Raw genomic sequence first — 25,417 nt, forward strand, 5'->3', positions numbered from 1 at the left:
CCCACGCCCCCGCCCCCGCCCCCGCCCGCGCCCGCTGAAACGCGTCGATCATGGAGTTGTGGTGGGGACATTCATCCCTTCCCCCACCAAAGCGGCCACTACAACTCCATGATCGACCCAGAAACCGGGGCGCGAGGACAGCGCGGGCGAGAGCGCGACGCGGAGGGCGGGACGGGTTACGGGGTGCGGAGTTCTTTGGCCAGGAGTTCGGCTATCTGGGCGGTGTTGAGGGCTGCGCCCTTGCGGAGGTTGTCGCCGGTGACGAAGAAGTCGAGGGCGCGGGGGTCGTCGAGGGCGCGGCGGATCCGGCCGACCCAGCTCGGGTCGGTGCCGACCGCGTCGATCGGCATCGGGAACTCGCCGGCCGCGGGGTCGTCGACCACGATCACGCCGGGCGCGTTGCGCAGCGCCTCGCGGGCGCCCTCGGCGTCGACCTCGGTGGCGAAGACGGCGTGTACGGCCACCGAGTGGGCGGTGACCACCGGCACCCGGACGCAGGTGGCGCTGACCTTGAGGTCGGGCAGGCCGAGGATCTTCCGCGACTCGTTGCGGATCTTCATCTCCTCCGAGGACCAGCCGACGTCGGCCGCCGAGCCCGCCCACGGCACCACGTTGAGCGCCAGCGGCGCCGGGAACGGGCCGAGGTCGTCGCCGACCGCCTGGCGGACGTCGCCGGTGCGCGAGCCGAGCGCCCGGTCGCCGGCGACCTTGGCGAGCTGGTCGTGCAGGATGTCCACGCCGGCCTGGCCCGCGCCGGAGACCGCCTGGTAGGAGGCGAGCACCAGCTCCCGAAGGCCGTACTCGCGGTGGAGCGGCGCGACCGCGATGATCATCGCGAGGGTGGTGCAGTTGGCGTTGGCGATGATGCCCCGGGGCCGGTTGCGGACCTGCTCGGGGTTGATCTCCGGAACGACGAGCGGGACGTCACGGTCCATCCGGAAGGCGCCGGAGTTGTCGACCGCGATGGCGCCCCGCTCGACGGCGATGGGCGCCCACTCGGCGGAGACCTCGTCGGGCACGTCGAACATCGCCACGTCGACACCGTCGAACGCCTCCGGGGTCAGCGCCTGGACGACCATCTCCTCGCCCCGGCAGCGCACCCGCTTGCCGACCGACCGCTCGGAGGCCAGGAGCCGGATCTCGCCCCAGACGTTGCGACGCCCGGTGAGCAGCTCGCACATGACGGTGCCGACGGCACCTGTCGCTCCGACCACGGCGAGGGTGGGCAGCGCCGTCATCGGCGCTACCTTCCCGTCCCGGCGTAGACCACGGCTTCGGTGTCGCCACCCAGCTCGAACTGGTCGTGGATGGCGCGCACGGCGGCGTCGAGGTCGGTGTCGCGGCAGACCACGGAGACCCGGATCTCGGAGGTGGAGATCATCTCGATGTTGACCCCGGCGGCGCCAAGCGCGGCGAAGAATCCGGCGGCCACCCCGGGGTGCGAGCGCATGCCGGCGCCGATCAGCGACACCTTGCCGACGTGGTCGTCGTAGAGCAGGCCCTTGAACTTGACCGGCTCCTGGATCTTGCTGAGCGCGGCCATCGCGGTCGGGCCGTCGGCCTTGGGCAGGGTGAACGAGATGTCCGTGCGGCCGGTCCCCTCGGTGGAGACGTTCTGCACGATCATGTCGATGTTGATCTCGGCACCGGCGACGGTGTCGAAGATCCGCGCGGCGGCACCCGGCTCGTCGGGCACGCCGACAATCGTGATCTTGGCCTCGCTGCGGTCGTGCGCGACCCCGGTGATCAGTGCCTGCTCCACGGAAAGGTCCTCCATCGATCCGGTGACCATCGTGCCGGTGTTGGTCGAGTATGACGAACGGACGTGGATCGGCAACCCCGCCCGGCGGGCGTATTCCACGCTACGCAGGTGCAGCACCTTCGCGCCGCACGCGGCCAGCTCCAGCATCTCCTCGTAGGTGATGTCTCTGATGTGCCGGGCGTTGGGCACGATCCGCGGATCGGCGGTGAAGATGCCGTCCACGTCGGTGTAGATCTCGCAGACGTCCGCGTGCAGGGCGGCGGCGAGCGCCACGGCGGTGGTGTCCGACCCGCCACGCCCGAGCGTGGTGACGTCCTTGGTGTCCTGCGAGACGCCCTGGAAACCGGCGACGATGACCACCGATCCCTCGTCGAGCGCGCCCTTGAGCCGCCCGGGGGTGACGTCGATGATCCGAGCACGGCCGTGCACCGAGGTGGTGATCACGCCGGCCTGCGAGCCGGTGAACGAGCGGGCCTCGTACCCCAGGTTGTGGATGGCCATGGCCAGCAGGGCCATGGAGATCCGCTCCCCGGCGGTGAGCAGCATGTCCAGCTCGCGGCCCGGCGGCAGCGGGCTGACCTGGTTGGCCAGGTCGAGCAGTTCGTCGGTGGTGTCGCCCATCGCGGAGACCACCACCACCACGTCGTCGCCGGCCTTGCGGGCGGCGACGATGCGCTCCGCCACCCGCTTGATGCGCTCGGCGTTGGCGACGGAGGACCCGCCGTACTTCTGCACCACGAGTGCCACGACGGTGCACTCCCTCCCAGCGACCCTGAGCGTGCCGACGCCGCCGGAACCGGGGCCGGCGGCGCGTGTCAAACCCCTTGAGGGTATCCGGCGGGTCACGGCGGTGGGACAAGTGATCCCACCATCCGGCCCGCGCGGCCGTCCGGCCGACGCGGTTGGCCAGGTCCGCGAGGGGCCAGGGGTACGCGGACAAGCCGCCCCGACACGCCGGGAGGCGACGGATGTGCGCCGTTGCCCGCAGGTGCCCCGCACCTACCAGAATGGGCCGGTGCCCGTCCTTCCCCGCTCTGCCGGTCGTGTGCTCGGACCGATCGTGCTCGCCCTGCCGATGGCCCTGACCGCCTGCGACAGCGCCCCGCCCCCGCCCCCGCCGCCGCCAGCCGATCCCGGGCCGCTCGAGGTGGATGGCACCCGTGACGAGTTGGCCGCCCTGGCCGCCGCCGCGCAGGATCGCCACCTGGTGGCGCAGTACGTGTTCAGCCGGAGTGGCCAGCCCGACCGCACCATCGTGTTCACCAGCGCGAACGACGGCAGTTGGCGGGTCGACGTGCCGGGTGGGGCGCTCGGCGGCACCGCCGACGTCTCGCTGGCCGCCACCTCCGACGGGCTGTTCCAGTGCGCCCTGCCCTCGACGGGTCACCCGGAGCCGGCGCGCTGCGTACGCCTCGGCGACCGCGACGACGCCATCCCGCGCCGGCTGGACCCCCGGATCCAGCATCCGCTGACCGACTGGTTGGACGTACTGACGGACCGGCGCGCGCCGCTCGCGGTGGCTGTCGCGACCACACCCAAGGGCCTCACGGGCACCTGCTACTCGGTCGAGTCCACCTCGGCCTCGCTCAACGCGCCGGTGGACGTCGGCATCTACTGCTACGACCCGGACGGCACGCCGACCGGTGCCCGGACCGACGCCGGGACGCTACGGCTGGCCGCCCCACCGGGCGCGGCGCCCGCCGCGGTGCAGTTGGCCGGGCCGGTGGTGGACGCGGAACCGCTGGACACGGCCGCTCCGCCGACTCCCGACCCGTCGCTCAGCCCGAGCGCGGGAACGTCCTGATCTTCGTACCGTTACGGGTGCTCTTGCCCACATCTCCGCAGCCCGCTTTCAGCCGCTAACCGCCCATACGGGACGATTGCCGACATGGCTGACCTGACTCCACTCCTCGCCTTCCGCTGGAGCCCCAGGGCCTTCGATCCGACCGCCGGCCTGACGCCACAGGAGGCGGATTCGCTGCTGGAGGCCGCGCGGTGGGCGCCGTCGACGGACAACGGGCAGCCCTGGCGGTTCGCCCTCGGGCACCGGGACGACGAGAACTTCAAGCGCATCCTGATCAACCTCCCGGACGGCGACCAGTGCTGGGCCCGGCACGCCGCGACCCTGGTCGTGGGCGCGCACACCGGCGGTGATGCCGAGCGGGCCGCGTGCGACCTCGGTCAGGCGATCGCCCACCTGACCCTCCAGGCCACCGCCCTCGGGCTGCACGTGCGTCAACTAACCCGGTTCGACCGGGCCGGCCTCGCCACCGAACTCGACCTGCCCGGCGGCATCCGACCGCTGGTGGTCGCCGCGGTCGGGCGACTCGGCGACCCGTTCGCCCTGCCGGCCGAGTTGCGCGCCAGCGAGACCGGCCTGCGGCACCGCCGCCCGGTCGCCGAATTGTTGCTCGCCTGAGAACTCAGCCGCCCCGGCTGGCCCGCAGCAGCACCGCCGCCGCCTCGGTGTTGCGGTAGAGGACGTGGCGGCCCTGTCGAGCGCGGTCGACCAGGCCGGCGGCGTGCAGCGCGGTCAGGTGCGCGGAGACGTTCCCGGCGGACATCCCGGTGCGTCGGGCCAGATCGGTGGTGGTGGACGCCGTGTCGAGCAGGTACAGCAGCGCGGCCCGGCCGGAGCCGACCACCCGGGCCAACGGGTCGCCGGGTGGCGACGCGGCCGTCTCCCAGAGCGTCCCGACCGCCCGCACCGGGTACGCGGCCGCCGGTAGCGAGTCCTCCAGCAGGTTCCACAGCACGCGCCGCTCGGAGAATACCGTCGGGTTCAGCGCCAACCCACGGTCCCGCAGGTCGAAGTCCCGCTCGAACGGGTCGTCGCTGACCACCCGGTCGCCGAGCCAGCACAGGCTTGGGTGAAGCTGCTCGAAGAACCGACCGGCGCCGTTCTCGGCAAGCTGGGCGGCGCGGTAGGCCACGTCGGCGTCGAGCAGCGCCCGCATCCTCGGCCAGTCCGGGGCGATCGCCTCGTCGTACCAGACCCGCACCGCGTCGACGAGCTGCGGCAGCAGCCCACGGGGGTCGGCTAGCAGCGCCTGCCCGAACGGGCTCAGCGGCCGGCGCGGGGTGGTCGCCAGCAAGTCCTGGACGACCACGGACGGCGGTGTCGCGGCGATCTGGGCAAGCTGCTCGGCCATCTCCACGTTCGGTCTGGCCGCCGGGGTGAGGAAGTCGGGCAGCCAGCAACGCGGCCGGGCCAGCTCCACCAGCGGTCGGACCCGGGCGGCCACCTCGGGCCGACGCATCGTCACCCGGGCGCGGTCGATCCAGGGCAGGTGCACCGCGTGGTAGACGGGGCTGGCCAGCGCCCACATGCTCATGACCGTCTCGTTGGCCGGCGACACGGCGAGCCGCACGCCCGCCACGTCGGCCAGGCTGAACCGCAACTCGGACACACACACCCCCGGGAGCAGGATTCGGCCCAGCCTAAAAGGCTCGCCCGATCTCGTGGGGGAACGGTTCACTTCCCGCCATGGGGACCAGAGACACCATCCGTACCGCCGTGGCGAATGTCGTACCGCCGGCCGGGTTGACCCGCGCGCTGGCCGTGCAGGCCATGGTCTACGCCGTCGGCAGCGGACTGTTCCACGCCGGCAGCGCCGTCTTCTTCACCCGGGCGCTGGGGCTCAGCGCCGCCCAGGTCGGCCTGGGCCTGTCCATCGCGGCGGGGGTGTCGCTGCTGGGCACGGTGCCGCTGGGCGGGCTGACCGACCGGTACGGGCCGCAGCGGGTCTGGGTCGTCGGGCTGGTGCTGGACGCGGCGCTCTTCGCGTCGTACCCGTTCGTGGGCGGCTTCGCGAGTTTCCTCGCCGTGGTGGTGGCGCTGGCGGCGGTGGACGCGTCGACGGGCGTGGCCCGTCAGGTCTACTCGATCAACGCGCTCCCGCCCGCCGAACGGGTCACGGCGATGGCGTACCAGCGGTCGTCGTTGAACGTCGGCTTCGGTCTGGGCGCGGTCATCAGCGGAGTCGTGCTCGCCGTGGACACGATCGAGGCGTACCGGACGATGGTCTGGTTCATCTCGGCGGTCTTCCTGGTCACGGCCCTGTTCGTCCGGCGACTGCCCCGGCTGCCGCAGGTCGCCCGACCCGAGGAGCCGATGAGCCGGCTCGCCGTGCTGCGGGACCGGCCGTTCATGGTGGTGTCCCTGCTCTCCGGGTTGCTCACCGCGCACCAGCCGCTCTACCTGACGGTGCTGCCGCTGTGGATCCTCACCCACACCGACGCCCCGAAGACGCTGATCGCCGCCCTGGTGCTGCTCAACACGGTCCTGATCGTGCTGCTCCAGGTACGCGTCAGCCGGGACACCGACACGGCCTCGGGCGCGGCGCGGGCCTCCCGCCGGGGTGGCCTGCTGATCGCCCTGTCCTGCCTGGTCCTGCCGATCTCCGGGGCCACCCGGGGCGCGCTCACCGTCGTGGTGCTGGTGGTCGGCGCGTTACTGCTGATCCTCGCCGAGTTGATCGACTCGGCGGGCACCTGGGGGCTCGTCGCCACCCTGCCGCCGGCCGCCCAGCGCGGCGCGTACGTGGGGGCGTTCGAACTCGGCAGACAGGTGCAGTACCTGATCGCCCCGGCCGGCTTGACCGCGCTCGCCGTCAGCACCGGCGGCTGGGGTTGGTTACCGACGGCAGCGATCTTCGTGCTGGTCGCAGCGGCGATCGTGCCCGCCGTGGCCTGGACCGAACGGACGCCGAGGCTGGGTTCCCAGTCCCCGGAGGCGACCATGACATCGATCCCATAGTCCGGACCAGCCTTTGCACCCTTCGTCCCATCACGTAGGGTGACCTGGTCATGTGGCGAGCGCTTCTCCTCCTTAGCCGCCGCGACGAGGCCTGACCGGCCGGCACCTCGTCGCGGAGTCGCATCGCGCCGTCCAGCACATCTGAGCTTCCCCTCGGCACCGCCGCGCATCGTCGCCCGGTAATCCGCCGACACCTTCCGATCTGCTGACGCCACATGTTCCAGGGAGCACTCCGAGATGGCTCAACCTGTCACCGACGCCGAATCCGATCCGATCGCCCGGCAACGCCCCAGCCGGATGCCGTACCACCGCTACCAGCCCTACGGGGAGCAGTTCCGGGTGGAACTGCCGGACCGTACCTGGCCCACCCGTACCGTCGACGCCGCGCCGCGCTGGTGCGCGGTCGACCTGCGCGACGGCAACCAGGCGCTGATCGACCCGATGTCGCCCGAACGCAAGCGCCGGATGTTCCAGCTGCTGGTGCAGATGGGCTACAAGGAGATCGAGGTCGGCTTCCCGTCGGCCAGCCAGACCGACTTCGACTTCGTCCGGCAGATCATCGAGCAGGACATGATCCCGGACGACGTCACCATCCAGGTGCTCACGCAGTGCCGGGAGCACCTGATCGACCGGACGTTCGAGTCGCTGCGCGGCGCGAAGCGCGCGATCGTGCACTTCTACAACTCGACCTCGACGCTCCAGCGTCGGGTGGTCTTCGGCCTGGACAAGGACGGCATCGCCGACATCGCCACCTCCGCCGCGCGGCTCTGCCAGAAGTACGCGGAGATCCACACCCCGGACACCGAGATCTTCTACGAGTACTCGCCGGAGTCCTACACGGGCACCGAACTGGAGTACGCGCTGGACGTGTGCAGCCAGGTCATCGAGGTGATCGACCCGACGCCCGACCGGCCGCTGATCATCAACCTGCCGGCCACCGTCGAGATGGCCACTCCGAACGTGTACGCCGACTCGATCGAGTGGATGCACCGGCGCCTGCCGCGCCGCGACAGCGTGGTGCTGAGCCTGCACCCGCACAACGACCGGGGCACCGGCGTGGCCGCCGCCGAGCTGGGACTGCTGGCGGGCGCGGACCGCATCGAGGGCTGCCTGTTCGGCAACGGTGAGCGCACCGGCAACGTCGACCTGGTGACGCTGGGGCTCAACCTGTTCTCCCAGGGCATCGACCCGATGATCGATTTCTCGAACATCGACGAGATCCGCCGGGCCGTCGAGTACTGCAACCAGCTGCCGGTGCACGAGCGCCACCCGTACGCGGGCGACCTGGTCTACACCGCCTTCTCCGGCTCCCACCAGGACGCCATCAAGAAGGGCTTCGACGCTCTGGCCGCCGACGCGAAGGCCGCCGGCGTACCTGTCGACGAGCACACCTGGGCGGTGCCGTACCTGCCGATCGACCCGAAGGACCTGGGCCGCACCTACGAGGCGGTCATCCGGGTCAACTCGCAGTCCGGCAAGGGCGGCGTCGCGTACATCATGAAGAGCGAGCACCAGCTCGACCTGCCGCGCCGGCTCCAGATCGAGTTCTCCGGCGTCGTGCAGCAGGTCACCGACCACGACGGCGGCGAGGTCGACCCGGCCGCCATGTGGGAGATCTTCGCGACGCACTACCTGCTGGACCACCAGCCGGACCCGGCGGTCCGGTTCGCCGGCTACACGATCGGCACCACCGACGGCAAGGTCGAGATCGAGGCCCACGTCGGCGTCGGCGGCGAGCAGCGCTCGCTCACCGCGGTCGGCAACGGTCCCATCGACGCGTACGTCAACGCGCTCCAGGCGGTCGGCGTGGGCGTCCGGGTGCTCGACTACCACGAGCACGCGCTGTCCTCCGGCGGTGACGCACAGGCCGCCGCGTACGTGGAGTGCGAGGTGGACGGTCGGACGGTCTGGGGTGTCGGCACCGACGCCAACATCGTGACGGCCTCGATCAAGGCGGTCACCAGCGCCGTCAACCGCGCCCGCAGCTGACGCAGAGGTCACGCCCCCGAAGGACGGTTCTCCTTCTTCGGGGGCGTGGCCGCGGGCATCGAGTGGCAGGGCTGCGACGGCGGCGCCGCGCGGGGTGGCCGGTGCACCAGCACGAGGGCCACTACCGCGCCGACCAGCAGCAGCCCCGCGCACCAGGCCAGGGCGCCCCGGAACGCGTCGGTCAGCTCGGCCTTCTGTTCGTAGCCGCCGCCGGACAGTCCCACCAGGAGCGGCAGCGCGGCCACGGCGAGCAGGCCCCCGGCCCGGGACGCGGCATTGTTGAAGCCACTGGCGACCCCGGAGAACCGGTCCTGCACCGCCGCGAGCACCGACGCGGTCAGCGGCGCCACCACGAGGGTCAGTCCGAGGCCGAAGAGCAGCACCCCGGGCAGCACGTCGGTCCAGTAGGACGCGCCGGGGCCGACGCCGCGCAGCAGCAGCAGGCCGACGGCGGCGATCACCGGCCCGACGGTCAGCGGCAGCCGGGGACCGATCCGGGCTGACATCGCTCCGGCCCGGGCCGAGCCGACGAGCAGCAGCACAGTCATCGGTAGCAGCGCGATCCCGGTCCGGAAGGCCGACCACTCGACGACGTTCTGCAGGTAGACGGCGAAGAAGAAGGTGAACCCGCCCAGCGCCGCGTAGACCACCACGGTGAAGAGGTTCAGGACGGAGAAGAGCCGGCTGCTGAACAGCCCGGTGGGCAGCATCGCGGTGTCCCCGCGCCGCCGCTCCAGCAGCACGAAGGTCACCGTGGCCACCACGCCGACCAGTGCGGCGACCAGCACCGGCGCCGAGGCGAAGCCCCGCGCGGGCGCGTCGATCAGGGCGTACGTGACGCCGGCGAGCGCCAGTGCGCCGAGCACCGCCCCGGCCACGTCGAAACGGCGGCGCGTACGGCCCGGACCGTGGGTGCGGGAGGCGTTCTCGTCGCGGCTCTCCGGCACCCAGCGCAGCGCGGCCAGCACGACAAGTACGGCGATCGGCAGGTTGAGGAAGAAGATCCACCGCCACGAGAGCGCGTCGATCAGCCAGCCGCCGATGAACGGCCCCAACGCGGTGGACACTCCGGACAGTCCGGCCCACGCGCCGATCGCCCGGCCCCGGTCGTCGGGGTGGAAGCTGGCCTGGAGCACCGAGAGCGAACCGGGCGTGAGCAGCGCTCCACCCGCGCCCTGCACGATGCGGGCCGCGATCAGGGTGCCGGTGCCCTGGGCCAACCCGCACAGCACCGACGCGACGGTGAACCAGAGCACCCCGATGAGGAACACGCGCCGCCGGCCGAAGCGGTCCCCGAGCGACCCGCCGAGCAGGACGAACGCCGCCAGCGTCAGCAGGTACCCGTTGATGGTCCACTGCAGATCGGCGACGTTGGCCCCGAGGTCCTGACCGAGTTTCGGCAGCGCCACGTTGACGACCGTGGTGTCCAGGAAGACCATGCCGGAGGCGAGCACCGCGGCGAGCAGGGTTCCCCGGCCGGCGGCGGTGCCCATCCGCAGGGCGGGCGGCGGTGAGGCGGTCATCCCACCAATCTTCCTTGCACATTGTGGGAGACGCCGCGAAACGCCGAAACCGTGCCCGGGTACTGTGCGCAAGCGCCGGGAGCCCGCAAGCTGGAGAGGTGTCGTCTGTGCGTACCAGATCAGGATCGCGTGCGTCGATGGCCGCGCTCGTCGCGGCGCTGGCGCTCGTCATGGCCGGTTGCGTCCCGCCCGAGGAGGCGGATACCACGCCCGCGCCGGGTGGCGGCGGCGGTAACGCCGTCGAGCAGTTGGGCCAGTTGACAGTCGCCACCGCTGGCTCGATGAAGGGCTACAGCCGGGAGCGCTTCCCGCACTGGCGGGACACCGGCAAGAACTGCGACGTGCGGGACACGATCCTGCAACGCGACGGTAAGGACGTGAAGCTCTCCGGCTGCAACGTGGTCGGTGGTCGCTGGGAGAGCGTGTACGACGGCCGCAGCGCCACCGATCCCTCCGACGTGGACATCGACCACACGGTGCCGCTGGCCAACGCGTGGCGCTCCGGTGCCGACGAGTGGGACAACGCCAAGCGGGGTGACTTCGCCAACGACACGACACGTCCGCAGCTCATCGCGGTTTCCGCGTCCTCCAATCGGGCAAAGGGTGACCAGGATCCGTCCCAGTGGAAGCCGGCGAACCGGTCGTACTGGTGCCAGTACGCCAAGGACTGGGTGACGGTGAAGCACTACTGGAAGCTGACGGTGACCGCTGCCGAGAAGGCGGCCCTGACCGACATGCTGGAGGGCTGTTGATGAGCGAGGAACCGGCCACAGACGCCAAGACGGCGGCGGACCCTGCCCCGTCCGCCGCCGGGATGACCGCCGACGGCACCGGCGACACGCCGGCCGCCGTGCCGGGCGCCGGCATGGTCGCCGACTCGACCGGTGCCAGTGCCCCGCAGAGCCGTACCGCCGACATCGTGCCCGGCCCCGGTGGGGTGATGACCGACGAGGTCGGCGTGGTCACCGGCGAGCTGACCCTGCGCACCGAGTACGCGGACGGCAAGGTCACCCTGCGGGTGCAGTACAAGGACGCGGACGAGTGGTACGCGGTGACCGGTGGATCGGCCGCGCTGGCCGACCCGGCGGGGCTGGACGCGGTGCACAGCGTCGCCGTCGGACTGCTGAACCGCCCGGAGGGCTGACAGCTCGTACGGCGGTCAGGGGCCGCCCGTGGCGGACGGCCCCTGGCAGCGTCACGGGGTGGGGATCAGCTCGCCCGGCGGGTCGACCGGGCCGGTGCCGTCGGTCGGGCGGACCAGTTCCACCTCGACCTCGTGCGGCCGGATCCGACCGGCGGCGATGTCCTCGGCGAAGTGGCAGGCCACCCGGTGGCCGCCGACGACGTCCCGCAGCTCCGGCCGCTCGCTCGCACAGCGGGTCGGCTGGGCCCAGGGGCACCGGGTGTGGAACCGGCAGCCCGACGGCGGGTTGCTGGGCGACGGCAGGTCACCGGCGAGCAGGATGCGCTCGCGGCGGTCCTCGACGACCGGGTCGGGCACCGGCACCGCGGACATCAGCGCCCGGGTGTACGGGTGCATCGGCTCGCGGTACAGGTCGTCGCTGGACGCCTCCTCGACCAGACCGCCGAGGTACATCACGCCCACCGTGTCGGCGATGTGCCGGACCACCGCCAGGTCGTGCGCGATGATCAGGTACGTCAGGCCACGCTCGTTCTGGAGATCCTCGAGCAGGTTGAGCACCTGGGCCTGGATCGACACGTCGAGCGCGGAGACCGGCTCGTCGGCGACGATCAGGTCCGGGTTGAGCACCAGCGCCCGGGCGATGCCGATGCGCTGACGCTGACCGCCGGAGAACTCGTGCGGGTACTTGCTGAGGGCGGACGCGGGCAGACCGACCGCCTCCAGCGTCTCGCGCAGTCGCCGACTGGTCTCGGCCTTGTCGCCGGCCAACCCGTGGGCCTTCAGACCCTCCACCAGCAGCGACTCCACCGACTGTCGGGGGTCGAGGCTGGAGAGCGGATCCTGGAAGATCATCTGCATGCGGCGGCGTGCCTGCCGCATCGCCTCGCCCTTGAGCGCGCGCACGTCGGTGCCGTCGAACACGATCTCGCCGTCGGTGGGCTCGACGAGCCGCAGCAGGCCGCGGCCCAGCGTCGACTTGCCGCAGCCCGACTCGCCGACCAGGCCGTACGTCTCGCCCTTGCGGATGCTCAGTGACACGCCGTCCACCGCGTAGACGTAGCCGACGGTCCGGTCGAAGAGCAGGCCGCTCTTGATCGGAAAGTGGACCTTGACGTCGCGCAGCTCGATCAGCGGGGTGGTCTCTTCGGTCATCGGGCCGCCACCTCCTCGGAGACGGGGTTGTTGCAGCGCAGGTCGCCGCCGGTGGCGGTGGGTTCGAGCGGCGGAGGCCCCTCCAGGCAGGCGTCCACGACGTTGTCGCAGCGCGGGGCGAACGCGCACCCCTCGGTCCACGGGATGTTGTCGGCCACCGACCCGCGGATCGCGTGCAGCCGCTCACCGCGCGGGGAGTCCAGCCGCGGCACCGAGTTGAGCAGCCCGTGGGTGTACGGGTGCCGGGCGTGGGCGAACAGCTCGTGCCGCCGCGCCCGCTCGATCACCTTGCCGCCGTAGAGCACGTTGACCGTGTCGCAGAGCCCGGCCACCACACCCAGGTCGTGCGTGATCATGATCAAGGCAGTGCCGCTCTCGTCCACCAACTGCTTGAGCAGCGTGAGGATCTGCGCCTGGATGGTCACGTCGAGCGCGGTGGTGGGCTCGTCGGCGATCAGCAGCCGGGGTTTGCAGGCCAACGCGATGGCGATCAGGGCGCGCTGGCGCATCCCGCCGGAGATCTGGTGCGGGTACTCGCTGAGCCGCCGCTGCGGGTCGGGGATGCCGACCGCGTCGAGCAGGTCCCGTGCCTCCCGCAGCGCCTGCTTGCGGTCCCGGCCCTGATGGCGTTCCAGCACCTCGGCGACCTGCACACCGATCGGGATGACCGGATTCAGCGACGACAGCGGGTCCTGGAAGATCATGCCGATGTCCCGGCCGCGCCGATCACGCATGTCGCCCGGTCGCAGCTTCAGCAGGTCGGCGCCGTCGAACAGCACCTCTCCACTGACCCTGTTGCCGCGCTTGGGCAGCAGACCCATGATGGCGAGGCTGGTCACGCTCTTGCCGCAGCCGGACTCGCCGACCAGGCCGACGGTCTGCCCCGGCTCCACCGTGAAGCTGACCTTGTCGACGGCGTTGAAGGGGCGCTCGCCACGCCGCTGGAACACGACGCTCAGGTCACGTACGTCGAGCAGACTCATCGAGTCACTTCCTCACTGCTGTGGTTCATCGCTCGCGATGCGCGCACGGCGGTCACCGCCGGTTCTTCGGGTCGATGGCCTCGCGCATCGCCTCACCGAACAGGGTGAAGCCGAGCGCCACCACGATGATCGCCAACGCCGGGTAGTAGGCCAGTTCGGGGCGTACCTCGAAGTAGCGCACGCCGGCGTCGCCGAGCATCGCGCCCCACTCGGCCCGGTCCCGATCGGGGTCGCCGAGGCCGAGGAACGACAGCGAGGCGGCCTCGATGATTGCGACGGAGAGCGTCAGCGTCGCCTGCACGATCACCGCGGTCATGGCGTTGGGCAGCATGTGCCGCAGCACGATGCTGCGCTGCTTGACGCCCAGCGCTCGCGCGGCCAGCACGTGGTCGCTCTCCCGCTGTGCGAGCATCGAGCCCCGCAGCAGCCGGGCGAAGATCGGCACGTTGACGATGGCCACCGCCATGATGACCGTCCATTGGCTCGACTTGCTGGCCAGCGCGACCAGGGTGATCGCCAGCAGCAGAGCGGGCAGGGCCAGCATCACGTCGGTGATCCGCATGAGGATGTTGTCCACCCAACCGCCGACGGCACCGGCGATCGCGCCCAACAGCACGCCGATGGCGAGCCCGATGAGGGTGGCGAGGACGCCGACGAAGAGGGTCTGCCGGCTGCCGTAGACCAGGCGGGACATCAGGTCCCGGCCCAGTTCGTCCGAACCGAGGGGGAAGCCGTCCATGTGACCGGGGATGTTGTTCGGCGTGAGCTGGTCTTTCAGCTCGTCGAAGCGCTGCACCGGGTCGTGCGGGGCGATCAACGGCGCGAAGATCGCCACCAACACGAAGAGCGCGATGATGGTGGCGCCCACGATGGCCGCCGGGTTGCGGCGCAGCCGACGGAACGCGTCGCGGAGGAGACTCACGCCGCCGGGGGCGGCGCTTGCCTGGGCCAGTTCGTCCAGGCGGGCCTTCTTGCGGTCACTGAGGCGGTTACGGCCCGCGCCGGACGCCTGCTCCTTGCCGCTACGGGGAGCCGGGGTGCCGGCCTGCGTGGTTGGTTCGGTCATCGCACACGCACCCTCGGGTCGATGAAGGCGTAGGAGAGGTCCACCAGCAGATTGACCACCACGAAGACCAGTGCGGACAGCAGGATCAGCGCCTGGAGGATCGGGTAGTCCCGGCTGCCGGTGATCGAGTCGGTGATCAGCGTGCCGAGGCCACCCCAGTTGTAGACCTTCTCGGTGAGGACCGCGCCGGACAGGAGCGCGCCGGTCTGGAGGCCGATGGTCGTGACCACCGGCAGGAGCGCGTTGCGCAGGATGTGCCGGCCCCGGACAGTGCGCTGCCGCAGGCCCTTGGCCTCGGCCGTGCGTACGTAGTCCTCGTTGAGCACGTCCAGCACGCTGGCGCGGGTCATCCGGACGATGACCGCCAGCGGGATCGTGGCGAGCGTGAACGCCGGAAGGATCAGGTGCCAGAGCGCGTCGGCGGTGGCGTCGAATTCGCGGGTGAGCAGGCTGTCCAGGACGAAGAAGCCGGTGATGTTGGTGTTGTCCAACCCGATGCTGACCCGGCCGGACGGCGGGAACCAGTGGATGTTCTGGGTGAAGACGTCCTTGAGCAGGTAGCCCAGGAAGAAGATCGGAATCGAGACGCCGAGCAGCGTGCCCACCACCGTCAGGTGATCGAGGAGCCGGCCGCGCCAGCGGGCGGCGAGATAACCCAGTGGAACGCCCAGCCCGACCGCGATGAGCATCGCCGTGAGGGCGAGCTCCACGGTGGCCGGGAAGGCCCGGCCGATGACCTCGGTGACCGGGTCACCGGTACGGATCGAGTTGCCGAGGTCACCGGTGAGGATCCGCTGCATGAACTTGCCGTACTGCACGAGGATCGGCTGGTCGTAACCGAGCGCCTTGGTCAGCAGAGCACGGGTCTCGGGGGTCGCCCGTTCACCGAGCAGCGCGTCGACCGGGCCACCGGGCAGGTTCCGCAACCAGACGAAGATCAGCGCTGACAGGGCTATCAGCGTCACCACCAGCTGTAGCAGGCGGCGGACTATGACTCGCAACATCTCTCACACACCAGACTCTCGATAGTCGCGGAATCGGCCCGGGCGGGGGAAATCCCCAACCCGGGCCGATTCCGCCTACGGCGTCAGCCGATTGACGTCACTTCTTGACGCTGACGGTGTTGAACCGCTCGTCAGTCAGCGGGCTGGCCTTCAGGCCCTCGACGTCCTTGGTGACGACGATCGCCGGCGGCGCGTGCCAGATCGGCACGGCAGGCAGCCACTTGGCGGCGATGTCGCGGTTGACCTGCTCCCAGGCGGCCTTCTTGCCGGCGTCGTCGACGGTGCCGTCGGCCTTGGCGATGGCGTCGAACATCTCGGTCATGCCCTGGTCGCCGAACTCGGCCTTGCCCCGGCCGAAGAACGTGCCGACGAAGTTGCCCGGGTCGTTGTAGTCACCCGTCCAGCCGAGGATGTGCAGGTCCTGCTTGCCGAACGTCTGCACGTCGTCCTTGAAGCCGCCGTTCCACGGGCGAGGCACACCGTTGACCTTGATGCCGACGGCCTGGAGGTCGTTGGCGAGGATGGTGAAGATCTCCTGCGGGTTCGGCATGTACGGCCGGGAGACGTCCGGCGGGTAGTAGAAGTTCAGCGTCAGGCCCTCGGCGCCGGCCTCCTTGAGGAGCTGCTTGGCCTTGTCCGGGTTGTACTCGTACTTCTGCACGTCCGGGGCGTAGCCGAGCACGGTGTCCGGCATGAACTCGTCGGCGACCTTGGCGCCGGTCGGGCCCTTGGTCTGCGCGAGCTGCTGGCGGTTGAGCGCGTAGGCGATCGCCTGCCGCACCCGCAGGTCCTTGAGCTTCGGGTTCTTCTGGTTGAGGCCCAGGTAGAGGACGTTGAACGCCGGGCGGGCCACGACCTGGAAGCCCTCGTCGCTGAGCGCCTTGGTGTCGGCCGGGGCCGGGAAGTCGATGCCCTGGACGGTACCGGCGCGCAGCTCCTGCTTGCGGGTGTTCTCGTCCTTGATGATCTTGATGATCATCTTGTCGACCTTGGCCTTGTCACCGAAGTAGTCCGGGTTCCGGTTGAGGGTGATCTCGCCCTTGGTCTTGTCCCAGCCACCGAAGGTGAACGGGCCGGTGCCGACCGGGTGCTCGTTGGCGAACGGGCTGTACTCGAACGAGTCGCCGTTCTGCTTCACCGTGTTGGCGTCGTACTTCTTCAGCGCCTCGGGGCTCGCGATCGAGAGCGAGGTCAGCGCGAAGGCGCCCGGGAAGGCACCCTTGTACTTCTTGAGCGAGAGGACGGCGGTGCCGTCGTCCTTGGCCTCGCACTTGTCGTAGATCGACTCGCTGGCGCCCTCAGCCTCGTTCTTCGCGAAGCCGCCGAAGACGTCCATGTAATAGATCATGTTCGCCTGGGCCGCGGCGCCCTGCATGTTGTACCAGCGGTCGAAGTTGTAGCAGACCGCCGCCGCGTTGAAGGGGGTGCCGTCGTGGAACTTCACGCCCTGCCGCAGCTTGAAGGTCCAGACCTTGCCGGTCGGGTCGTGCTCCCAGCTCTCGGCCAGGCCGCCGGTCAGCTCGGCGGTGCCCGGCTTGTGGCTCACCAGGGTGTCGAACATCTGCCGGACCGGCCGGAACGACTCACCGTCGTCGTTGAAGATCGGATCGAAGTTCTTCGGGTCACCGGCACCCGCGAAGATGAAGGTGCCGCCAGTCTTGGCCTCGCCACTGTCGCCGTCGCGCTCGCTCTCCGCGCAGCCGGCCGCGCCGACCGCCAGAGCGGCAACGGCCGCGATGGCCATGGCCGTTTTAAGCCTTCTCGCCTGCATCTCTCACCTCTGTCATGCGCATGACCACGCCGAGCTGTGGCTCGGTCCGTGTGCGGGAGGCTATGACATGTAACACCGGAAGCGAAACGCCCGCCCGGCAATCGCTACCAAGCCGACACCTTGCGCAGGCGTCTGACAGTCGACGGCACGACGAACACATCGAGCGACACATAAACCGTGTTGCTCTGGGGCGCGACGAGACCACTCCCGGCCACCGGATGTCGCAGGCCACGAACAGCATCCGGTGCAGTCGATCAGGGCGCGGGCGGTGGGCAGGCCTCCAGCCGCTCGACATCCGAACCTGCCCGGGCCGTGCCCAGGTCGTGGAACGTCACGCGGTGGCAGGCGTTCACGTGACTCGCCCCGAACACCACGCCGTAAGGGGCGGACCCGTACACCGTCACCACCAGGTCAGGTGCCCGACGGACCTCCCGCACCTCCACCTGGGCGCCCTCCGCGACCGCCGCCAACCGTTCGTCGGTCGGCGCCCGATCACCGGTGGCGACCACCGCCGCACCGTACGCCCGGGCGTTCCGCGTCACCGTCACTTCGGCCTCGGCCTCCTGGGCGCTGGTGTCCGCGGCCGCTCGCCGACTTGCCACCTCGATCGCCACGAGGACGCCACCGAAGGTCAGCGCCAGAACGGCCACCAGGACCGCCGGGGTCCAGGACCGCCCGTCCGAACGCCGCGTCGCCACACGCCACCTCCCCAGGTACGCCAGTGGGCCCGCGCTCGTCGCGCGGACCCACTCAGTTGTAGCCCACCGGTGACGATCTGTGGGGGTCAGACCGCCCGGCGGCCCTCGAAGGCACGACCCAGGGTGATCTCGTCGGCGTACTCGAGGTCGCCGCCGACCGGCAGGCCGCTGGCCAGCCGGGTCACCGCGATCCCCATCGGCTTCACCATCAGCGCCAGGTAGGTGGCGGTCGCCTCGCCCTCGGTGTTGGGGTCGGTGGCGAGGATCAGCTCCCGCACCGCTCCGCCGCTCAACCGGGTCAACAGCTCGCGGATGCGCAGATTGTCCGGGCCGATCCCTTCGAGAGGATTGATCGCTCCGCCCAGCACGTGGTAGCGGCCCCGGAACTCACCGGTCCGCTCGATGGCCACGACGTCCTTCGGCTCCTCCACCACGCACAGCACCTCGTCGGTGCGGCGCGGGTCGCGGCAGATGCGGCACTGCTCGGACTCGGCCACGTTGTAACAGGTCGTGCAGAAGCGCACCAGCTCCTTGACCTTGCGCAGCGCGCCGGCCAGCCGGTTGACGTCGGCCGGATCGGCCGAGAGGACATGGAACGCGATCCGCTGGGCGCTCTTCGGGCCCACGCCCGGCAGTCGCCCCAGCTCGTCGATCAGATCCTGGATGGCGCCTTCGTACATCTGCCGGCTCAGAAACCGGGCAGGCCGAGGCCGCCCATGCCGCCGGCGACCGGGCCCATCTTGCGCTCGGTCAACTCACGCGCCGCCTCGGCGGCGTTGTGCACGGCCGCCACCACCAGGTCTTCCAGCGTCTCCACGTCGTCCGGGTCGACGGCCTTCGGGTCGATCTTGATGGCCTTCAGCTCACCCGCGCCGGACACGGTCGCGGTGACCAGCCCACCGCCGGCCGTGCCGGTCAGCTCGGCCTCGGCCAGCTCGGCCTGAGCGGCGGCGATCTGCTGCTGCATCTTCTGCGCCTGCTTCAGCATCTGCTGCATGTTCGGCTGTCCACCTGGGCGCACGGATGGCTCCTTCTCGCACTCGTCTGCTCGGCCGCCGACCAGCCTAGCCGCTGGGACCGACGCCGCCGTGTCCGGTGCGTCCGCCCACGCCGGGCCCGCCGGACTTCTCGCCGGGGACCGGGACGGCGCCGCTCAGAGCCGGTCGTACTGCTCGCGCACCAGTGACTCGACGACGGGCGCGGTGTCCGACGAGCCGCCGACGGCGCTGACGACCACGACGACGTCGTCCCGGCCCGCGAGGCCCCACGCGCCGGCCCGCCCGGCGGCGACGAAGACCGCCGCCCCGGGCACGTCGGCGAGTGGGCTCAGCCCGCCCGGCGTCGCCCGCTGGAGATCGGCGTAGGTCCGCTGGAACTGGTCGGCCGACTCCGCCGAGCCGAACTGGATCAGAGTGATCGACACCGTGGCGTCGTCCGAGCGCTTCCAGGCCGATCCGGCCACGTGGACCATGTCGCCGCCGGCCTGCTGGGTGAGCAGGAAGGTCCGCTCGTCGGTGAGCGGAAGAATTCGACCCAGGTCGACCCGATCGTCGACCGCGACCGGGGTGACAGGCGCCGAGCCGGCCGGAGCCCCCACCACCAGCGCGCCGAGTCCGCCGTCCTGGTCGACGTGCGCCGGGTGGGTCGCATACCAGACCACCGTGACGAGGACGGCTGCCGAGGCGAGACCTGCTACCACGCCGGCGACCGGGCCGGGTCGCCGCCACCAGGGGGCCGCCGCCCGGACGTTGCGCCGGGAGCCCTGCCAGACGAACGGGGTCGAGTCCGCCGCGGCCGGCGGGTCCGTTCCGGCAGGACCATCGGCGGGTACGACGGGAGGGGCCTCCGGTGCGGTGGGAGTCGTCGGCTCCGGCAGGACCAGGACGGCGCGTACGAGGAGCACCACCCCGAACACGGCCGGCCACACACCGCCGAGGAGATCCGCGCTGGGACCGTCCTTCAACGGGAACCCGCTGACGTCGATGGCTGCCGTGGCCGGCAGGAGGGTGCCGACGCCCAGCACCACACCGAGCAGGATCGCGGCCAAGCGCAGCCCGAACCGCCACACCGGACGGACCCAGGCCAGCACCAGCACCACCAGCAACGCCGCCCACCCGACCACCAGCGGCTGCCAGTAGCCCGGCAGATCGGTCAGCATGAACGTCCGCACCTCGCTCGAGGGAGCGCGGCCGAACATCCGGTCCACGGCGTACTCGCCGCGACTCACCGACACCCAGGGCAGCGACCGCGCCGCGATCAGCATGGCCAGGCCGGCGACCGCCAGTGCGGCAGTCTTTACCTGGTCACGGCCGAACCGGCCGTTGTCGCCGGCTTCCTCCGCAGTCGCGGTGATCTTCACGGCGCACATCCTGACAGCGCAGGGGAACACCGTCCACCCCGTGCCGGTACGGCTACCACTACCCCGAACCGGCGGTCTGGCGGTAGTGCGCCGGGCACCCCCGCACTGGTCTGCTCGTGGGTATGAACCTCACCCGCAGTGGACGCGCCGTCGCGCTGTGTTGGGCGATGGCCGCACCGGTCCTCCTCGTGGCCAGCCTGGTCACCGGCCTGCGGTGGCGCGAGCCGACCTACAGCTGGGCCACCCACAACATCAGCGACCTCGGCAACGTCCACTGCGGGATCTGGGACACCACCCGACCCCGTTTCGTCTGCTCGCCCTGGCATCCGCTGATGAACGCCGCGATGCTGGCCACCGCCGTCCTGCTCGCCACCGGGCTGCTGCTGACCTGGCGGCTTCTCGGTCGGGGCGGCGTGGTGCGTTCGGCGCAGATCCTGCTGCTGTTGGCGACCGGCGGGTACGCCCTGGTGGCCCTCTATCCCGCCGACATCGATGAGAACCGGCACGTGCTGGGCGCGTTTCTGATCATGGGCGTGGGCAACGTCGGTCTCCTGCTCGCCGGCTTCGCGCCCGACTCCACGGTGCTCGGCCGGTGGCGACGGATCTCCCTCGCCGCCGGGCTCACCGCGCTGGTCGGGACCGTGCTGTTCGCCGCCCAACGGGACGTCGGCATCGGGATGGGCGGCCTGGAACGCGTCGCCGTGCTGCCCTTCCCCCTGTGGGCCTGCTGCCTGGGCGTCCTGCTGGGCGAAGCGCCCGCTACCGCGCGTCCACCTCGTCGATCTTCTCCGCGCCGAAGGTCTCCCGCAGCAGCCGTACCGCCTGCTCCTCGCTCGACTCCCGGGCCGTCTTCTCGTCGATGACCTCGTCCAACGGCTCGTCGCCCGGATCGAACCCCTCGTAGGTGGGCTTCGCCGCCGCCGGCGTCGCGCCGCCGGGCCGTCCGCCCCGCAACGGTCCGTCGTAGTCCGGGTCGTAGGGAGGTTCGCCCGCCCATTCCGCGTCCGCGGTGGGCCGGCTCGCCGATGGGGTACGAGCACCGCGCCCCGCAGCCGCCGCGCGAGCCGCGGCGATGGCGCTGCTCACCGGTGCGCCACCGGCTGACGCCGGCTGCCGGGCGCCCGGGGTCGGGTTACCTCGCCCGCCCGGGTCACCACCGTTCGCCGCGCCGGGACCCGCCGGACCGCTCCCGCCCCTCGGTCCACCGCCGTTCGCGGGGGTGCCGTTGGGAGTGGCCCCGTTCGTGGAGGTGCCGTTCGCGACTGAACCGCCTGCGCTGCCCGTTCCGCCGCCGTCGCGGGCGGATGCGGAACTCGGGTCCGGTCCGGCCGGGACACCGCCGGGGCGGGCGGCCTCCGGCCAGTCGTCGTCATCCGTCGCCTCGGTAGCACCGCCACCGGGTCGGGCCGCCTCCGGCCAGTCGTCCTCGGCCTGGGCGGTCTGCCCGCCGCCGTGGCCACCTGCGCTCTGACCGGCGGCGATTGAACCAGCCGGGCTCGTCGAGCCGGCTGCGGGCTGCGCGTTACGCGCGCCCGAGGGCGCACCGGCCAGGCCAGCCCCGGTCACCGCGCCCGGCGCGACACCTGCCGGAGCGGCGGCCGCGCTGGCCGGCGAGCCAGCGATCACGCCCGGCGCGACACCTCCCGGGCCGGCGGCGGTCGGGGCCGACGGGCCGGCGGCGGTCGCGGACTGCGGGCCGGCGGCGGTCGCGGACTGCGGTGCGGTCGCGGCGGGCGGTGCGGTGCGGGCCGGGGCGGCCGGCTGCGAGCGTGGCGGGCCGGACGGCGACGTGCCGCCCCGCTCGCCGGCCACCTCGCAGCGGATCTGCCAGCGCCCGCCCAGCTCCTCGTAGAGCGCGTCGGTGAGCACCGCCGCGTGGTCGGCCATCATCTTGGCCAGCACGGAGGACTTCACGGTCAACACCAGCATGTCGCCGTCGAGTTCGCGGACCACCGCGTCGCGCATCAGGGCGGCGATGCGCTTGTTGGTCCGGTTGACCTTGCCGACCACGTCGGGCCAGACCCGGCGCACCGCGACCGCGTCCAGCGCGGGGGCCGGCGTGCCCGGGCGGGGCGGCGCGGGCGTCGCCGGGTCGGGCAGCACGGCCGACGGCGGCACCGCCCGACGGGGGGTCGGCGAGCCGGTGCCCGGCGCGGCGGGCGAGACGGGCGCGGCTTCGGACGTCGGGGCGGCGGCCGACGCGCCGGGCGACACGGAAATCGGTGAGTCCGCTCCCGAGGGCGCATGCGCGCCCCGGATGCCCGATGTGACATCGGCCGAGCCAGCAGCGCCACCGGCACCCGCCGAGCCAGCAATTCCGGCGGCGGCCGGGGCGGTTGTGTCGGCGGTGGAACCCGAGGCACCCGCGGTTCGCGGAGTCGGCGACGCCGTCGGGTCGACGTCCCACGGCGGCGCGGAGGTCGGGGCGGCGGCGGGTGCGGGGCCTGCGGCAGCCGGTACGGGGGGAGCCGACTGCGGGCGTACCCCTGGGGTCGTGGCGGACGCGAAGCCGGCGGCGGCCGGCGGCGCGTCGGTGCCGGCGAGGGTGAGCCGGCGTTCCATCCGTTCGAGGCGCTGGAGCAGGCCGCCGGTGGAGTCGTCCACGCCGGGCAGCAGCATGCGGGCGCAGATCAGCTCCAGCAGCAGCCGGGGCGCGGTGGTGCCGCGCATCTCCACCAGGCCGTCGTGGACGATGTCGGCGCAGCGGGAGAGCGTGCTCGGGCCGAGCTGCGCGGCCTGGGCGGCCATCCGCTCGATCTGGTCGGCGGGGCCGTCGATGAGGCCCTTCGCGGCGGCGTCCGGCACCTGCTGGATCACGATGAGGTCGCGCAGCCGTTCCAGCAGGTCGGAGGCGAACCGGCGCGGGTCGTGGCCGGCCTCGGCCACGCGGTCGACGATCGCGTACGTGGCGGCGCCGTCCCCGGCGGCCAGCGCGTCGCACATCTCGTCGATCAGCGCCGCGTCGGTGACGCCGAGCAGCGCGGCGGCCCGCGCGTAGCTGACACCCTCCGGACCGGCGCCGGCGATGAGCTGGTCGAGTACGGAGAGGCTGTCCCGGGCGCTGCCCCCGCCGGCGCGGACCACCAGCGGAAAGACCGCCGGCTCGACGGAGACGCCCTCGGCCTGGGCGAGCTGCTCCAGGTACGGGCGGAGGACCTTCGGCGGGATCAGCCGGAACGGATAGTGGTGGGTCCGCGAGCGGATCGTGCCGAGGACCTTCTCCGGCTCGGTGGTGGCGAAGATGAACTTGACGTACTCCGGGGGTTCCTCGACCAGCTTGAGCAGGGCGTTGAAGCCCTGGGTCGAGACCATGTGCGCCTCGTCGATCACGTAGATCTTGAAGCGGCTGTTCGCCGGCGCGAAGAAGGCGCGCTCCCGCAGCTCCCGGGCGTCGTCGACACCACCGTGGCTGGCCGCGTCGATCTCGATCACGTCGATCGAGCCCGCGCCGTCGGTGGCGAGGGAGCGGCACGACTCACACTTGCCGCACGGCTCCGGAGTGGGGCCCTGCTCACAGTTGATCGAGCGGGCCATGATCCGGGCGCTGGTGGTCTTGCCGCAGCCGCGCGGGCCGGAGAAGAGGTAGGCGTGGTTGAGCCGGCCGCTCCGCAGCGCCTGCGACAACGGCTCGGTGACGTGCTCCTGCCCGATGACCTCGGCGAAGGTACGTGGCCGGTACTTGCGGTACAGCGCCAGCGTCACTCGTCCCGCCTCCTCTCGACCGAGCCATTCTGCGCCGGTCGGGCGCGGGTGACCACCCACCCCGCCGGGTCGCCTGGACCGTCGCGCCTGATCGACTCGGCTTCTTGGAAACCGGGGTGTCCGCGCGCCTCTGACAGCCCGACATCATGCACGTCGAGTGGATCAAGGCCCCGGGAACGAAAAGGCCTCCCGTGCACCCGGCAGAGCTCGCTTATCCTTGCTGCCTTCCGGCCCTGGGGAGGTTCACGAGATACCGCCGCACGGGAGGTGACGCCAACCCTACCCGACGGCTCGTCGATCTTCAGGGGGTGGTGGGGTGTCACCCTTCGCGGCGGCCTGTATCCTGGCTCGCGGAGGATTCGCCTAGAGGCCTAGGGCGCACGCTTGGAAAGCGTGTTGGGTTTACACCCTCACGAGTTCGAATCTCGTATCCTCCGCTCGCGGAGCATGATCGACGCCCGGCAGACCGATAACAGGTCGGCCGGGCGTTGTCGTTGTGGTCTCATCGATGCCGTGGCTGACTCGACGTGGCAGTGGGACGAGACGTTGTACGCGGGCAGCGCCCGTCACTACAGCATCGGCCGGTGGCCGTACCCACCCGACATCGCCGAGGCTGTCGGCACCGCACTCGGCCTGGACGGCACCGGCCGGCTCCTGGACGTGGGCTGTGGTCCCGGTTCGTTGACGCTGCTGCTCGCGCCCCTGTTCGAGGCGGCGGTCGGGGTGGACGCCGACCGGGACATGCTCGTCGAGGCACGGCGTCGGGCCAGCGCGGCCGGGGTCACCAACGTCGAGTGGCGGCACCTGCGGGCCGAGGAACTGCCGGCCGACCTGGGTACGTTCCGGGTGGTCACCTTCGCCCAGTCGTACCACTGGATGGATCGACCGCTGGTGGCCCGCCGGGTCCGCGACATGCTCACGCCCGACGGCGCTTGGGTCCACGTCAGCGCCACCACCCACCAGGGCGTGGCCGATGACGAACCGCTGCCGTATCCCCGCCCGCCCTGGCCGCGGATCGACGAGTTGGTCGCGCGCTACCTGGGGCCGGTCCGCCGGGCCGGTCAGGGCTCGCTGCCCGCCGGCACCCCCAGCGGCGAGGGGGAAATCATGCTGGCCGCGGGCTTCTCCGGTCCCACCCGACTGACCGTCGAGCAGGGCATGATCGTGGAACGGTCGGTGGACGAGGTGACGTCGGCGGTGTTCTCGCTGTCCAGTTCGGCGCCGCACCTGTTCGGCGATCGGCTGCCCGCGTTCGAGGCGGACCTGCGCGAGCTGCTGACATCGGCGGCCCGGGACGGCCTGTTCGCCGAACGGCGGCGGGACGTGGGCCTCGTCATCTGGCGCCCCTGACGCGCGAAGCGTGGTTCGCCGGCCCGCGGGCTGAGACCACGAGATCTTGGACAGTTTCCGTTAGCTCTGGACGGTAACTGTCCAAGATCTAGGCCCACCGGCGGGTCGACGGACCGCAGGGCCGTAGCGCGGTAGGGGACGGCAGGCCGTAGGGG

The 25,417-nt window shown here is 71.4% G+C and carries 22 protein-coding genes, 1 tRNA gene and 1 other RNA gene; 9 read left to right on the forward strand and 15 right to left on the reverse strand.

All coding sequences use genetic code 11. The annotated features are described in order from the left end of the window. Positions 1–176: 176 nt before the first annotated feature. Both ACTFTM_RS30835 and ACTFTM_RS30840 read right to left on the reverse strand, forming a co-directional pair. On the reverse strand, positions 177–1,238 hold the full coding sequence (locus ACTFTM_RS30835) for an aspartate-semialdehyde dehydrogenase (RefSeq protein ID WP_449563797.1): 1,062 nt from the start codon (positions 1,236–1,238) through the stop codon (positions 177–179). Positions 1,239–1,243: 5 nt separating this feature from the next. After that, positions 1,244–2,509, reverse strand: a complete 1,266-nt coding sequence (locus ACTFTM_RS30840; RefSeq protein ID WP_234583260.1) for an aspartate kinase — start codon at positions 2,507–2,509, stop codon at positions 1,244–1,246. Between the two features lie 268 nt (positions 2,510–2,777). Between ACTFTM_RS30840 and ACTFTM_RS30845 the strand changes: the two genes are divergently transcribed. Continuing rightward, a complete protein-coding gene (locus ACTFTM_RS30845; protein ID WP_449563798.1) occupies positions 2,778–3,566 on the forward strand; it encodes a hypothetical protein in 789 nt (262 codons plus the stop codon). 84 nt (positions 3,567–3,650) lie between these two features. Further along, positions 3,651–4,181 (forward strand): nitroreductase family protein, encoded by a 531-nt coding sequence (locus ACTFTM_RS30850; protein WP_449563799.1) that lies wholly within the window; start codon positions 3,651–3,653, stop codon positions 4,179–4,181. A gap of 4 nt (positions 4,182–4,185) precedes the next feature. Here ACTFTM_RS30850 and ACTFTM_RS30855 read toward each other — a convergent pair whose 3' ends face one another. Then, entirely contained in the window at positions 4,186–5,172 is a 987-nt protein-coding gene (locus tag ACTFTM_RS30855) for a MarR family transcriptional regulator (RefSeq protein WP_449563800.1), read from the reverse strand. A gap of 77 nt (positions 5,173–5,249) precedes the next feature. Between ACTFTM_RS30855 and ACTFTM_RS30860 the strand changes: the two genes are divergently transcribed. Both ACTFTM_RS30860 and leuA read left to right on the forward strand, forming a co-directional pair. After that, entirely contained in the window at positions 5,250–6,521 is a 1,272-nt protein-coding gene (locus tag ACTFTM_RS30860; protein WP_449563801.1) for an MFS transporter, read from the forward strand. Between the two features lie 237 nt (positions 6,522–6,758). Beyond that, a complete protein-coding gene (gene leuA, locus ACTFTM_RS30865) occupies positions 6,759–8,510 on the forward strand; it encodes a 2-isopropylmalate synthase (protein WP_449563802.1) in 1,752 nt (583 codons plus the stop codon). Positions 8,511–8,518: 8 nt separating this feature from the next. On the opposite strand, the gene ACTFTM_RS30870 is transcribed toward leuA, so the two are convergent. Then, positions 8,519–10,033, reverse strand: a complete 1,515-nt coding sequence (locus ACTFTM_RS30870; RefSeq protein WP_449563803.1) for an MFS transporter — start codon at positions 10,031–10,033, stop codon at positions 8,519–8,521. Positions 10,034–10,170: 137 nt separating this feature from the next. Here ACTFTM_RS30870 and ACTFTM_RS30875 point away from each other — a divergent pair, with 137 nt between their 5' ends. Both ACTFTM_RS30875 and ACTFTM_RS30880 read left to right on the forward strand, forming a co-directional pair. Next, on the forward strand, positions 10,171–10,785 hold the full coding sequence (locus ACTFTM_RS30875; protein WP_449563804.1) for an HNH endonuclease family protein: 615 nt from the start codon (positions 10,171–10,173) through the stop codon (positions 10,783–10,785). Continuing rightward, a complete protein-coding gene (locus tag ACTFTM_RS30880) occupies positions 10,785–11,177 on the forward strand; it encodes a hypothetical protein (protein ID WP_449563805.1) in 393 nt (130 codons plus the stop codon). Before ACTFTM_RS30875 ends, ACTFTM_RS30880 begins: the two co-directional genes overlap by 1 nt. Positions 11,178–11,228: 51 nt before the next feature. Here ACTFTM_RS30880 and ACTFTM_RS30885 read toward each other — a convergent pair whose 3' ends face one another. The 9 genes from ACTFTM_RS30885 to ACTFTM_RS30925 form a co-directional block, all read right to left on the reverse strand. Further along, entirely contained in the window at positions 11,229–12,329 is a 1,101-nt protein-coding gene (locus ACTFTM_RS30885) for an ABC transporter ATP-binding protein (protein WP_449563806.1), read from the reverse strand. Beyond that, on the reverse strand, positions 12,326–13,312 hold the full coding sequence (locus tag ACTFTM_RS30890; RefSeq protein ID WP_449563807.1) for an ABC transporter ATP-binding protein: 987 nt from the start codon (positions 13,310–13,312) through the stop codon (positions 12,326–12,328). Before ACTFTM_RS30890 ends, ACTFTM_RS30885 begins: the two co-directional genes overlap by 4 nt. 52 nt (positions 13,313–13,364) lie before the next feature. Then, the gene (locus ACTFTM_RS30895; protein WP_449563808.1) at positions 13,365–14,378 is read right to left on the reverse strand and encodes an ABC transporter permease; all 1,014 of its coding nucleotides are present in this window, start codon (positions 14,376–14,378) and stop codon (positions 13,365–13,367) included. Further along, on the reverse strand, positions 14,375–15,382 hold the full coding sequence (locus ACTFTM_RS30900; protein WP_449563809.1) for an ABC transporter permease: 1,008 nt from the start codon (positions 15,380–15,382) through the stop codon (positions 14,375–14,377). Before ACTFTM_RS30900 ends, ACTFTM_RS30895 begins: the two co-directional genes overlap by 4 nt. 97 nt (positions 15,383–15,479) lie before the next feature. Beyond that, positions 15,480–17,153, reverse strand: coding sequence for an ABC transporter substrate-binding protein (locus ACTFTM_RS30905; RefSeq protein WP_449563810.1), 1,674 nt, complete (start codon positions 17,151–17,153; stop codon positions 15,480–15,482). 254 nt (positions 17,154–17,407) lie between these two features. Next, the gene (locus ACTFTM_RS30910) at positions 17,408–17,851 is read right to left on the reverse strand and encodes a hypothetical protein (protein ID WP_449563811.1); all 444 of its coding nucleotides are present in this window, start codon (positions 17,849–17,851) and stop codon (positions 17,408–17,410) included. A gap of 86 nt (positions 17,852–17,937) precedes the next feature. Then, positions 17,938–18,531 carry a recombination mediator RecR gene (recR, locus tag ACTFTM_RS30915; RefSeq protein ID WP_355052561.1) on the reverse strand — a complete coding sequence of 198 codons (594 nt, stop codon included), beginning with the start codon at positions 18,529–18,531 and terminating at the stop codon, positions 17,938–17,940. Between the two features lie 8 nt (positions 18,532–18,539). After that, a complete protein-coding gene (locus tag ACTFTM_RS30920) occupies positions 18,540–18,848 on the reverse strand; it encodes a YbaB/EbfC family nucleoid-associated protein (RefSeq protein WP_238433593.1) in 309 nt (102 codons plus the stop codon). 156 nt (positions 18,849–19,004) lie between these two features. Then, positions 19,005–20,210: a hypothetical protein gene (locus tag ACTFTM_RS30925; RefSeq protein ID WP_449563812.1), complete on the reverse strand. Its 1,206-nt coding sequence runs from the start codon at positions 20,208–20,210 to the stop codon at positions 19,005–19,007. A 122-nt stretch (positions 20,211–20,332) separates the two neighbouring features. Here ACTFTM_RS30925 and ACTFTM_RS30930 point away from each other — a divergent pair, with 122 nt between their 5' ends. Next, positions 20,333–21,073, forward strand: a complete 741-nt coding sequence (locus ACTFTM_RS30930) for a DUF998 domain-containing protein (RefSeq protein WP_449563813.1) — start codon at positions 20,333–20,335, stop codon at positions 21,071–21,073. Here ACTFTM_RS30930 and ACTFTM_RS30935 read toward each other — a convergent pair. Continuing rightward, positions 20,970–23,912 (reverse strand): DNA polymerase III subunit gamma and tau, encoded by a 2,943-nt coding sequence (locus ACTFTM_RS30935; RefSeq protein ID WP_449563814.1) that lies wholly within the window; start codon positions 23,910–23,912, stop codon positions 20,970–20,972. The genes ACTFTM_RS30930 and ACTFTM_RS30935 overlap by 104 nt on opposite strands. A gap of 180 nt (positions 23,913–24,092) precedes the next feature. Beyond that, positions 24,093–24,182, reverse strand: an RNA gene (ffs, locus tag ACTFTM_RS30940) — signal recognition particle sRNA small type. 82 nt (positions 24,183–24,264) lie between these two features. Between ffs and ACTFTM_RS30945 the strand changes: the two genes are divergently transcribed. Both ACTFTM_RS30945 and ACTFTM_RS30950 read left to right on the forward strand, forming a co-directional pair. Next, positions 24,265–24,349, forward strand: a tRNA-Ser gene (locus ACTFTM_RS30945). A gap of 76 nt (positions 24,350–24,425) precedes the next feature. Then, positions 24,426–25,262, forward strand: a complete 837-nt coding sequence (locus tag ACTFTM_RS30950; RefSeq protein WP_449563815.1) for a class I SAM-dependent methyltransferase — start codon at positions 24,426–24,428, stop codon at positions 25,260–25,262. The last annotated feature ends 155 nt before the right edge of the window (positions 25,263–25,417 follow it).

The organism is Micromonospora sp. RB23 (assembly GCF_053585025.1).